The following is a 12,923-nucleotide window of genomic DNA, read 5'->3' on the forward strand; positions in this document are numbered from 1 at the left end:
CGTTTACACAAGGAGTACTGGTGCGAAGGGTCAAAAACAAACGGTTTCTGCCCGGTTGCATACGGATGGTGTCTTTCTTTTTAGTGCTCGAAGCAATGGTAGCATCGGTACTGTCTTTTACCGACCATGTATGAGTCAAACCGGGGTAGTTGTTTTTAGCAGGGGTGTAATCTATCGCAACTTTACCGCAGGTTAATTTTGTGGCTTGGATGGTTGCTTTAGGGCTTTCACGCACCGTGATACTGAACGAACGGATAGCCTGACCGGGACGGGGGCAAGCGTCGTCTTTAGCGGTGATGGTAAAGGTATAAGGAATATTACTTACGTCGCTCTCGGCAGGAGTCCAGCATACAGAACCGCCCGCACGTTTGGTAGCACCGTTGTTGTTGCTGAAGGTAGCACGGGGAATACCGCGGTTCCAAGAGATACGAACCGTATCATCAGTATCGGCATCATCGGTAGTTACCGTTACGCACACTTGCTGACCTGAACAGGCTGTTTGGCTTTGACCGCTGATTTTAGGAACTTTATTATCCGGACAGGGAGTTACGATAATCTGCATATCCCGTCGGGTTACCCCTACAACCGTAGGTGTTCCGTTGATGGTACGCCACTCGGTTACTTCAATTACCATTACGGTAACTTCGTTTTGTTTGGTAGGACGGAAGCTCAAGTCACCGGTAACGCTATCCAAACGGAAACCGGCTGGGAAACCCAAACCAGCATTAGGAAAACCTAAGAAAGAAATAGGTTTTTGAGCACTCCATGAACCGCTGTAGGCAATGGTTGTACCTTCAGCACTTAGAGGAGTTACTAACTTATATGACAATGAGTCACCCACATCAAGAGTATCAGAAGCACCGTTGTTAAAAATAAAATCCTGACCTACGCAGATAAGAGCTGCAGGAGGAGAGGTAAACTTGGGTGAACTGTTACAAGGAGTAACACATTTGTTGATTTTTGCGTTAGTGTAAAAGTTCTGGTCAGCAGCACCTGTACTAATATTACTGTTACGGCAGCATTGCTCCCAGCTAACAATAACCTCGCAGCAGTTTAGTGAGCTAAGGTCAACTGTACCTTCCCAGATATGCTCTTCAATACCGTATGCGTAGCTACCGCTGCAACGGCTTTGGGTAGGGCAGTTTGAACCGATACCTGTAACGTCCTTCACACTAATTTTAGTCATGTTAGGAGTTATGGAGCCTGAACCCGACGCACATTTAATAGTCATGGGCGTGTTACTCAACTGCACACCGTTACAATCGCGGTATACCGTCAAACGTAATTTATATTGGCCATTACCCAAGCACTCATAGGTAATATCGCTACCCATTACGTGAGTAGCACTTGCTTGTCGAAAAGCAAGCAGTCCAAATAACAAGAATAATATAGGTATAAACTTTTTCATACTAATTCGCTTTAGGTCTCTGAATAGTTAGATGCAACTGTATTATTAAAACGTTGCCCATAGACTAATTGTTCATTAACCATTATTGTTACCTGCAAGATATACTATTTACGGGGCTTTGACCGCATACCCCGATATAAGTAATATATAAACCCTCCGTTTTATTATACCAAACCTATTTGATTGAACTTGATAAAATTGCACCACTCGCAATCATCAAGGCCGCAACCCTTATCAAACCTATGATTTTTAATACCCTCATAGGAGTATTTTATTTGTTGTTTAATAGCAATAATATCGTCGTTTTGTATTTCGATACGTTCTTTTACGTATTCGCCTGTTTTTTTATCAGGCTCTACAAAATCAAACTCTGCAAACAGCATTTCCCAATCTTTATTACTGTCGTAATCCATCAACAGTTTATAAAAGATTGCTTGCCGCCAATAATCCCCGCCATATAAATCTTCGGGGCTTGCTGATGAATCGGCTTGGGGGATGGGGCGCTTTAATTTGGCTTTTGCATTAGCAGGGTTGCCTGTTTTGTAATCTACTACTGTGGCTCTTTTTCCATCAAATTCAATTTTATCCATTTTACCGTTAAGCGGCACCCCTTCAACCAAAATGTTACGGAATACCCTTTCTACAGTAACGATTTTATTCCACTCATTAATATACTTATCGTAGTATGCCGGCAAAATTTCTATCCCGTATTGCATCCTGCGTTTGTATTGCTCAGGGATAAAGTTGTTTTGCAATATGCCCATATACTTGCGGAAGTAGTTGAGCAGCTGCTCTTTTGACGGCCATCGCTTAGCACTATCCGTAAGCATGGTTCTGTAAAATTCTTCAAGGGCATTGTGCACTGCCGAGCCAAAAGCCATGTATTCATTTTGCGGAGCCGGCACGCGCAATATGTTGTTAAAGTAAAAGGCAACAGGACACCTTAAATAGTTGCTAAGGTGTGTAACACTTAATGAATAATTTTTGAGTAATTCATCAAGGTACTGCTTGTCTATCAGGCTTATCTCAGTAGTTTCAGCCGGTTGAAGTATGGTTTCTATAAACCCTGATAATTCTTCATCCTGTAGGGTAATACTTTGTTTTTCTATCTCAGTCAAATGCTCTACTTCGGCCACAAAACGAGACCGTTCCAGCTCTTTTCCTGCCGGATTTTTTAATGAATAACTGATGTGTAGCTGCTTTTTTGCCCGGGTTAGTGCTACAAAAAATAAACGGCGGGCTTCTTCGGTTTCAGTATCGCTGTCTTTACTTACCGTGTCTGAAATAATGGTATCGGGTAAGGTATAAGTGCCGCTGCGTCCGCCCTTATCCCAAATATTGCTGTTGCAACCCAATAAGAAAACTTGCTCGTACTCTAACCCTTTTGAAGAGTGCGCGGTGATGAGGTTTACTCCATCGGTGCGTCCCGAGGTACGCGTAAAGGCAAGCTCAATATTGTTGTCATACATTAAATCCAAGGTATGTATCAGCTCATCAACATGTAGTGTTGGTTTGCGGTTAAACTCTTCCTGCACAAAATCAAAGAAAGCTTTTAGCATCTCAAGCTGGGCAAACTTGTCGGTGCTTTTTACTACCGTTGCCAATACCCCTGAGTTATTAATAATTTTTTCTAATAATTGGGGAAGGGTTAAGTTATCGGCCTGTTTGAGCCAATAATCAATGTCTTCGCCCAATCGTTTCATCCCTGTATTGCCGAAATGCTGATCAAACAACGTTGGGGCTTTTTTACCTGCTGCGGGGTTTAATAGTTCTTCTCTGAATGAAGTATTGCGTTCTTTATAATTTTGTTTTGATACGGCAAGGCTAAGCTTTGCCGCTTCGATGGGGGGAATACCGAAAAAATCAAAGTGCATAATCTCAAACAACAAATACTCACCGCTGTGCGGGGTTTGTTGCTCGTGGGCTATGTATCGCAGTATGGTTATCAGCTTATAAATAAGCGGCTCATTCAGCAGGTTTATTTTCTTTTTAATGTAATACGGTACCTTTTTCACCTCAAGGTATTTCACCAGTTCATCACATTGACGGTGATTGCGGTATATAATGGCTGTTTCGCGCAAATCAGCACCTTCATCTTTCAGTTTTTCAAGCTGGTGCGCTATGTCCACAATCTCGTGGTAGGTATTTGCGTAGGCAGTTATTACGGGTTTATTTTCAAGGGTTTTAAGTGACGGGTGTGATGCTTCCAGTTCTTTTTTCAAGTAACTAAAACCTTCATGGTTTATCAACCGCTCGCGGTTGTTGCCAATTAGGTTGTGAGCAGCTTTTAACACATTGGGTACTGAACGGTAATTTTGAGTAAGGACAATTACCTGTAGCATTTCAGCGTGCTTTAGGGCAAAGTCTTCAATGTTTTTTACGTTCGCACCCTGAAAACGGTAAATAGCCTGGTCGTCATCACCTACGGCAAACACGTTGGGCGTATCCCAAAAATCTGTCAGTAACGATAATAATTCGTTTTGCGACCCGCTGGTATCCTGAAACTCATCTACCAAAAAGTATAAAAACCGTTCCTGATAGGTGTACAACATATCGGGGTGTTGCTTAAATGCCTGCAATACCCACAAAATCATATCGGCAAAATCGTACCGCTGGCGTTTGCGCAGCAACTGCTGGTAGTTGTCAAACTCACGGGCGGCGGCGGCCAGTTGCTCCATCCGTTTTTGTTCCTGCTCTATTTTATCGGTTTTCAGGTCGCCAACCTGTATGCCTTTTTTGCTATTGGGTCGTTTGTAAATAAACTCATCGCGGTAGGGCAAATCGTCTAAGTACTTTTTTATTTTCTGCTCGATAAATTCAGCCGTCCAGTCTTCTTGTTTCATCAACTGAAACAACCTGTCAAGGCGGGTAGTTTCATAATACACCTCGCCTGTCCATCGTTTCAGCGGATGCTTGGCATCAAAACTATCCACCAATTCTTGCAGCACTTCAATCTTTTCAAGGTCAGAAACGGGCTGTAGTCCTCTGTAGCCAAAGTAGTCTGGGTTTTCTTGTATTACCTCATTACAAAAGCTGTGAAAGGTTTCAATTTTCACCCTGTAAGCATCGGGGCCAATAAAGCTGGTAAGTCGGTTACGCATAGCCAATGCTCCGGCATCGGTATAGGTAAGGCAAAGTATATTCTCAGGTCGGGAATCTGTATTCAGTAATATGTATCCTATACGTGCGGCCAACACTTGTGTTTTGCCTGTACCCGGACCCGCTATTACCAGTACCGGACCTTCGGTGGTTTCCACAGCTTGACGTTGAGCAGGATTAAGCTTTTCAAGTTCAGTTAAAAACGTTTGGTTGTATGGAGCTTGTTGCGGTTGCATAAGGTTTACGAATGTAAGCAATCGATAAATTAGTTGGGATAGTGCCACAGGTATAAAACCTCTTATGATGGGGTGAAATCATTTTACAACAGGTATGAAACCTGTTGCTATTGATAGCAGGATGAAAACTCGGCACAGTATCAATAAAGTCGGGTTTTATACCCGACAAAAAAGGAAGAGAGGAAAAGTTATTTTGGGCAACAGGTATAAAACCTGTTGCTATTAATAGCGGGATGAAAACTCGGCACGTTATCAATAGAGTCGGGTTTTACACCCGACAAAAAAGACGAAAGGAAAAACTATTTTGAACAACAGGTATGAAACCTGTTTCATAAAATATCTTACACCCATTTACTTAATTATGGGTTGCAATATCAATTCTTAATGAGCCAAAACTTCTTTTCGATTTGGATACACCTTGTATGGACTACAAAAAGACGACAACCTTTGATACACAGGCAGCTTAAAAAGCCTTTGTATGATAAGATGCGCGAAATAGCTAATGAGAAAGATTTTAGAATTGATTTTATCAATGGCGTGGAAGACCATGTGCATTTATTAATATCCATACAACCTAAGCATTCGGTTAGTGATATTGTTAAACATTTAAAGGGAATAACAAATTCTTGGGTGAATAAAAACCAATTAACCCTTGATTATTTTGAGTGGCAAGATGGGTTCTCAGCATTCTCTGTCAGCCCTTTGCAACTTCAAAAAGTAAGAAATTACATCAGGTATCAAGAGAAGCATCATAAAAGTAAGGGCTTTGATGATGAAATGCAGCATTTTGGGCGCTTAACAAACAGCATCAAATCCTATTAGAGATAGCGTCACAGGTATAAAACCTGTTGTTGATGGGGTGAAATCATTTTACAACAGGTATAAAACCTGTTGCTATTAATAGCGGGATGAAAATTCAGCACAGTATCAATAAAGTCGGGTTTTATACCCGACAAAAAAGGAAGAGAGGAAAAGTTATTTTGGGCAACAGGTATGAACCCCTACATCATAAATTCCGAAGCGGCGATGCGTCGTATAGGTTATCAATGATTTTAGGGGGATTAAACCTAAATCCGATGCTAAATACCGATGAGTAAAAGGACGTGCTTGCATTGATGTTGGACAAAGAAACTAAGTTTCGGTCGCCACGAACTACAATGCCTGAATAGAAACGATTGCCGTTATAGCCTAATGAGAGCATTACATCACCCAGCAAAGCACCCCTCCAACCTTCGGTAATCATTTGGTTGGTATTGCTTTTAGCATGGTGGTATTGTACATCGCCTATTAAATATAACCCCATTGAGAAAAACCATTTTTTGTAAACGAACGAGGCTGCATAGCCCGGACCGATGCCTATGGAAATTACATCCAGGTATTTCATGGTACTGTATTTACCAAAATACTCACGCTGACCGGGATTGAAAAAAGCAGAATCGGCATCGGCTTTCATCCGGTATAAGTGAGCAACAACAAGCGCAGTGCCTTTGGTTTTAAGCTGACGTTCAGTGAAACTGTATGCTGCGCCATAAGAAAAACGCCGGCGCGAAAAAATGTAGATGGCTTTTGCTTTGGTGTACTGTAAATGTATATCAGCACGTTTTACATAAAAGTCGTTGGCGGGTCGGGTCGTATCGTAACCTGCTGTATTATAATCTGCAAACCCCTTAAAATCGCTATGATAAAACTCGTATATAAAAGGTGTGGTATTTAACCGCAACTTAAGAATACGGTATTGGGTTTTGCCATACGTTTCCTCTTCTGTAGTTAATGAGTTTTCTCTAAAACCAACAGAAACATTAAGCGCCTTATAATTAATATCAAGCCCGAAAACAGCCCTTAAATAGGGCTTATAATCGTTTCGCTTAAAAACTAAACTATCGTCTTTATTTTCTAAACGGAATGTAAAGTCGGGGGCTGAAATCCAAGGTTCAATCGCAATCACATTTCCAAATTTGGCAATGTAATTCGTGTCGTATTTTAATCTTTTGGGAGGTGGTACTGAATCAGTTTTAAGAATTGAAACGGTATCTGCCTGCTGTGCATGTAGAGCAAGTACAAAGCTCAAAGAAAGTAATAACAGCAGATGTTTCATAGTTTACTGAAAACTATGCAAAGGTCGGGGTTTTGCATTGTGATATGCAAGAAAGTAATCACAAAAAGAGGTAGTTGTAATCACAAACGGGTTAAAACCACCGCTTATAAATTACGATGCGCAAACGGACTTAAGTCCGTTTGCGCATCGTAATCTCAACAAAATAGGGTTTGAACCCGATTTCTATAAATGATAAAGCTCTTAGAATAAATCTACAGGCTCTATAATGGTATCCGTAGGATTTATTAATACTGTATCCGAAGGGATAATAAAGTTTTTGGCAGGGCCTTTTAACTGTACTTGCGGATTAAAGCCCAATGTATCGGTAGCCGGTATCCACTCGCGTTGCACCATGCGGCGCACCACAAGGTTGGTTTTCTCAATCAGCCAGTTTTTCAGTGTGCCGTCTTTTTCAAATCCGTATTTAAAGGCCTTAGGGCGGGGTACAATGTTTGAAAGATAGATAGCTTCTGCCATTGTCAAGTCGGCAGGGCGTTTACCAAAATAAAAGGCACTGCCCTCCCCTATTCCATAAACCCCGGGAGCTAACTCAATAATGTTGGTGTACACCTCAAACATCCGCTCTTTGCTGCTGATGTGATTGTTTTCTATCAGCCATACTATCAGTGCTTCTTCGGCTTTGCGGGCAATGGTTTTTTTACGTTCCAAATACACGTTTTTTACCAACTGCATACTAATAGTGCTGCCGCCACGTACAAATTTGAACCCTGCTTTGTAAACGGCCACAATCGCATCGCGGAAAGACTGCGGAATGAACCCGCGGTGGTGGAAAAACGAAGGGTCTTCGTTGGTTAATATGGCATTCTTAAAATGCGGGCCAAGTTGGTCAAGCGGAGTAAAGTTGGGATTTTCAGGGCCTACTATAAAGCTGCGCAACGGGCTGCCGCCTTCGTACACAGTGTGCATAAAAGAGCCGTTGATGCGGGCAAAGTTTTCTGCACCGTACTTCACAATTTCAAAGCCCTCTTTTTTCAGTTCCGATTCAAACTTCAAACTATCGGGCATACTGCCGTCCATACTGCAATCCAAACGGTACGAAAGATTGCCTTTGGTTTGTATGCCGGCAAAGCTATTGAACATCCCCGCGGGCAGTGAGTTAAAGAACTTTTGCGACGGGGTTGACTGCATTTTAAGCGATAAAGCGTATTGTTTTTCTTTCCCGATGGGGAATTGCACAAAGGTTGAAAGTTGAATGTCGTTGATACTAAATACCGATGTTGAATCTACAATCACATAAGAGCGATTGATGCGCATGGCAAGGTTACCCCCTGCTTTGCCAAATACTACCGTATCAGTAGCCAATCGGGCATTGTATAGCTGTAAACTGTCAATATTCCCTTTGCCTTCAAACACAAGAGCTTTGTTCTTATAATCCAGCTTATCTATTTGCAGGTGCAGTTTTTTAAATCCAAGGCCTGATTTTACCAAGCCGGCCAAATACACATCTATCCCTTCAGGGCCGTGCAGCGTAACTTCTCCTTTAATATCGTGTTTATCAAAAAAGCCTTCTGCTACCCACTCGGCACCAAAACCCTGTTGTGGGGTGATGATTGCTTTGAAATCATCGTTTACCCAACGCAGCGATGAAAGCGTAATGTGCTGTAAACTATCGTTGTACTTAATGTGCAACAATGCATTGGTTACCTGTACTTCATCGGGCAAATAGCGCAGTAAAGTTTTTACGTAGTTAAATGCCGTTTGCGAAAAGTCTTCATTGGCACTTTCTTTCTTTTCCTGCTTTTTAGCGGGCTTCATTAAGCCTCTAAAATTGGTTTGCAAACTATCCTTACGAAGGTACAGTTGTGTATTAGCCACCTGTAAGTAGCCCAAGCGGACCTTACCCAGCAAAGCAGGTAACAATTTTACTGAAACCCTAACGGTATCGGTGGTAAACAACGTGTCTTTACCTTGCGGCACAAGGCTTATACCACTCAGCTCAACTGTACTGATACCTGTAAAACGGGCATACGCCACATTAAAAACAAGATGGGTACGGGCTTCAACACTGCCCTTTACTTTTTGCAGGGCGGTTTGCAGTATATAATTACGTAACGAGAAGTAGCCGATGGTGGCTAAAAGCAAAAACGCCGAAATTGTAATAATTACATATTTCAGCGTTTTGCGCGTAAATATTTTAGTAATGAGCTTTTGCAATGTGCTTACACGGTCATTATTTCTTTTTCCTTAGCAGCCATCAACTCATCAATCTTCTTAATGTATTGGTCTGTTATTGTTTGCACCTTAGTTTCACCGTCTTTCACCACATCTTCGGGCATACCGTCTTTTTGTGATTTTTTAAGACGCTCGTTGCTGTCTTTACGGATGTTACGAATGGTTACTTTAGCTTGCTCGGCATCGTTTTTCACGTTTTTCACCAATGCTTTACGCCTTTCTTCTGTAAGCGGCGGAACAGCTATGCGCACCACAGAACCGTCATTTTGGGGGTTGAAGCCCAAATTGGCATCTGTAATTGCTTTTTCGATAGCACTTATCAGGCTTTTATCCCAAGGCTGCACAATAATAGTGCGGGCATCGGGGGTAGTAATGTTTGCAGCTTGCGCCAACTGTGTTGGGGCACCGTAGTAATCTACCACCACACCATCCAGCATATTGGGCATGGCTTTTCCTGCACGTATTTTGGCAAAGTCAGACTCGGTGTGGCTAATGCACTTGTCCATCGCGGCCTTTGTACCGTCTAATATTGTCTTTAAATCTTCCATAAATGCTTATATGTGTATAAAACCTTATTGGTAGCTGTATTTTTATGAGCCGCAAATTAAACTTTTTTTAGCTTAAATGTAAAACAGGCTTACTAAGTTTAGATGAAAACCCTTGCAGCAAAAGGATTTCGTATTTGGTGTTTATAAGCAACAAGTAATCGCTTTTGCTTTTACTGTGCTATTTTTGCCGGAGTATGAAAGCTGTATTTTTTGACCGCGACGGGGTACTGAACCGTGAACTGGGCCGCTATGTTGTAAACGCCGATGAGTTTGAAGTGAATGATTGGGTGGCTTCTTTTATGCAGGTTTTTAAAAATGCCGGGTACAATTTTTTTGTAATTACCAACCAAGGAGGCATTGCAAAGGAGTTATACACGCATACCGACCTTTTTGCTATACATAAAAAGCTGACGGATACCCTTTTGCCTTACAACGTTACGTTTACCGAGATATTTTACTGTTCACACCATCCGCTGAAAAGCCAATGTTTGTGCAGGAAACCCGATAGTTTGATGCTTGAAAAAGCCATAGCAAAATATGGGGTGGAGATGGAGAAATCCTTCCTTATCGGTGATACTGACCGTGATATTAATGCTGCTGCAAAGGTAGGGCTGGCAGCCTACCAAGTAATACCTAACCACCCGCTGACAACCGAACAATTACAGGATTTACAAGGGCTAACAGCCGTTGATTTACAAACGCTTATTGCAAAATAAACGATACTTTTAAACAGGGTGATTTTACCCACTGTTTTCCACAGGTGTTATTAATGTGCAACCCTTACGCTGCAAAGCACAAGGTAATTTTGCGTGTTTTTTAACCCATATTTATTGTGGTTTTACCGCGCAAAGCTAAATTTTTACATTCCTGCATTTATTGGTGCATAGCCTTACTGTGTTTGTCGTTTTCACAGCAAACTACAGCCAATACGCCCGATGCTTATAAAGGTCGCAGCTTTTGGTTGGGGTATTTGCAAAGCGAGATGGGTAAGGATAAATTTGAACTTTCGCTGCACGTTACCTCATCAGTAAATGCTACCATTACCGTAAAGCTGGCCGGAGTTTCGGCAGACTCTCGCGGTGAGAAGGATTGGGTGCAAACTTTCCAAGTAAATGCGGGCGGTGTTACTGATATTATTATTCCCGAAGAATATACCTTTAAATCGAAAGAAGGAAAAAGCACCAATAAAGGACTATACATTGAGGCTGATGCCGATGTGATGATTGTAGCTAAAAACAGTAGCGGTGCCTCTAGCGATGCTACGGTGGTTATCCCTATAAAATCATTGGGTAGCGAGTATTATATTATGCATTATGCTGCCGTAAAACGCGGTTACCCTTCGCAATACTTGGTGATGGCTACCGAAGACAGTACGGTGGTGGAGTTGCGCAATACCGACAAAAACTCTGATAAACAACCTACTAATCAAACCTATACGATTAAACTTAATAAAGGCGAGTACCACATTGTTCAGTCTGAAAAGGATTTAACCGGCAGTTACATAAAAGAGGTAAACGGCAAAAAGCTGGCAGTGTTCGGCGGGAATACCTGTGCCTATGTGCCTCGTTATTGCCAAAGTTGCGACCATTTGTTTGAGCAATTATTACCCGTGCAAAACTGGGGACACCAATTTGCAGCTGTGCCTTTTGATACCCGCGAAAAATACGTGGTGCGCATTATGGCCAAAGAGAATAATACATGGGTGGATGTGGACGGTGATCGTAAGGAAATAACGAAGGCAGGAAAGTTTATTGAACTGGAACTGAAAGAGCCTGTGTACATAACCAGCAGCCGCAATGTAATGGTGTGCCAATACACAATAGGTTCGCGGTGCGATAACCAACGCGGCGACCCATCGTACGTGGTGTTGAAACCTTTGTTGGGGTATAGCGGCGAGACGATACTGCCCACCATGAACACCGAACACATTAACCGTTATTATGTTACGGTATTGTTTAAAATGAGTGATATTGATAAACTTACGGTAAACGGCAAAAGCGTTGTGGGCAATTACAAATTACTTCCCTACACATCACAATATGGGTATGCCCACATTGAGCTTACCGAAAGTAATAACAATATTGAGTGCGATTGCAACTACAACTTCCTTTCCTACGGCTTCGGTTGGTACGAGTCGTATGCGTATTAGAACTCCTAACAAGTTCATAATAAATTGTTTTGAAACTGCGTTTCAAAAAAACAAATCATTTTGCCGTCCTATGCGAACCTTTTTATTGCTGATACTTACATCTCTCTGTCTTTCAGCTTGTAAAAGTTGGCAACAAAGCGATAAGCCTCGTTCTTTATCAGAAGTATATCGTAACCTCCCGAAATCAATAAAAAAGGAACTTGATGCAGGATTTGTTTTAGTTGATGAAGGCACATTTTTAGCAGGAAAAGTACAGGGTGCAGATACGTTTTCAGCAATGCTTTCCCAAAGAAGGATTACAGTTCCTGCATTGTTTATAGGTAAACACGAAGTTACTGTGGCCGAGTTTATGGAGTTTTATGACTACTTCAGAGATAGTATAAACAAACCTGATACTCTTTGTTTTCTAAAAGACTTTCCCTATTTGTATAACGAACCTGCCTTGACCTACTATTTCTGCCACCCCAAATATCGCATTCATAAATATCCTGTATGTGGGGTAAGTTTAGAACAGGCTAAAAAGTTCTGCGTGTGGAAAACCAATACTATGAACGCCCGATTGAAAACTATGAAAGGGTTTGAGAATATGGAAGTAGTATTTAGATTACCCACCGCTTATGAATTAGAATATGCAATAAGTTTGGAAATACCTCCTAACTTCAAGGATGCCCACCCAGTACTCTCACCCTATGATAATTTACAAAACTGCAATACCAAAGGAGTTGTGGATGAAAACAACATATTGCACACACTCAATAATGCTGACGGATTTTCATACACTGCTCCCGTTGGGTATTATCAACCCAATGATAAAGGGTTTTATGATATTAGAGGAAATGTGGCTGAATGGACCATTACCAATGCTTTTATGCTGACAAGCAAATTGAAATTTGAAAATACTTCATTTGACATTGTTACCGATAACTTGTCTTATTGGGGAATTGACTCTTCATTTTATAAACTAAAAAGCCATCCGCATTACAATAAAATGTTGGAGATAGTAACCGACAGTAATTATTATCTTACAAAAGGAGGTAGTTTTGCCCACGGGGCTTATTACACACAATCAGCCGCATTTATTCCCGTGCAAAAATCCGAAAATCACTCGTGGTTGGGGTTTAGGTTGGTGTTGGTAGTTTTTAACCGAACTTCGCCCAACGCCATTATTTCACACTAAAGCCACTTTTACGCCATT

General features: G+C 41.6%; 9 protein-coding genes. 4 read left to right on the forward strand and 5 right to left on the reverse strand.

Going from position 1 to position 12,923, the window contains the following annotated elements:
• On the reverse strand, positions 1-1,408 hold a 1,408-nt coding region (locus F9K23_03910), incomplete at its 3' end, for a hypothetical protein (protein KAB2917535.1).
• A gap of 164 nt (positions 1,409-1,572) precedes the next feature.
• Positions 1,573-4,743, reverse strand: a complete 3,171-nt coding sequence (locus tag F9K23_03915) for an ATP-dependent helicase (protein KAB2917536.1) — start codon at positions 4,741-4,743, stop codon at positions 1,573-1,575.
• Between the two features lie 384 nt (positions 4,744-5,127).
• On the opposite strand from F9K23_03915, the gene tnpA reads away from it, so the two are divergent.
• Positions 5,128-5,565, forward strand: coding sequence for an IS200/IS605 family transposase (gene tnpA / locus F9K23_03920; protein ID KAB2917537.1), 438 nt, complete (start codon positions 5,128-5,130; stop codon positions 5,563-5,565).
• A 184-nt stretch (positions 5,566-5,749) separates the two neighbouring features.
• Here tnpA and F9K23_03925 read toward each other — a convergent pair whose 3' ends face one another.
• The 3 genes from F9K23_03925 to F9K23_03935 all read right to left on the reverse strand — a co-directional run bounded on the left by F9K23_03925 (position 5,750) and on the right by F9K23_03935 (position 9,579).
• Positions 5,750-6,838, reverse strand: a complete 1,089-nt coding sequence (locus F9K23_03925) for a DUF4421 domain-containing protein (protein KAB2917538.1) — start codon at positions 6,836-6,838, stop codon at positions 5,750-5,752.
• Between the two features lie 201 nt (positions 6,839-7,039).
• Positions 7,040-9,013: a hypothetical protein gene (locus tag F9K23_03930; protein KAB2917539.1), complete on the reverse strand. Its 1,974-nt coding sequence runs from the start codon at positions 9,011-9,013 to the stop codon at positions 7,040-7,042.
• Positions 9,014-9,018: 5 nt separating this feature from the next.
• Complete coding sequence (locus tag F9K23_03935) at positions 9,019-9,579, reverse strand: ribosome recycling factor (protein ID KAB2917540.1); 561 nt, start codon at positions 9,577-9,579, stop codon at positions 9,019-9,021.
• 194 nt (positions 9,580-9,773) lie between these two features.
• Here F9K23_03935 and F9K23_03940 point away from each other — a divergent pair, with 194 nt between their 5' ends.
• From F9K23_03940 to F9K23_03950, 3 genes are all read left to right on the forward strand, one after another.
• Positions 9,774-10,295: an HAD-IIIA family hydrolase gene (locus F9K23_03940; GenBank protein ID KAB2917541.1), complete on the forward strand. Its 522-nt coding sequence runs from the start codon at positions 9,774-9,776 to the stop codon at positions 10,293-10,295.
• A gap of 182 nt (positions 10,296-10,477) precedes the next feature.
• A complete protein-coding gene (locus F9K23_03945) occupies positions 10,478-11,728 on the forward strand; it encodes a hypothetical protein (protein ID KAB2917542.1) in 1,251 nt (416 codons plus the stop codon).
• Positions 11,619-12,905, forward strand: coding sequence for an SUMF1/EgtB/PvdO family nonheme iron enzyme (locus tag F9K23_03950; protein KAB2917543.1), 1,287 nt, complete (start codon positions 11,619-11,621; stop codon positions 12,903-12,905). Before F9K23_03945 ends, F9K23_03950 begins: the two co-directional genes overlap by 110 nt.
• The last annotated feature ends 18 nt before the right edge of the window (positions 12,906-12,923 follow it).

This window comes from Bacteroidota bacterium, assembly GCA_008933805.1.
Lineage (GTDB): Bacteria > Bacteroidota > Bacteroidia > UBA8524 > UBA8524 > SB11.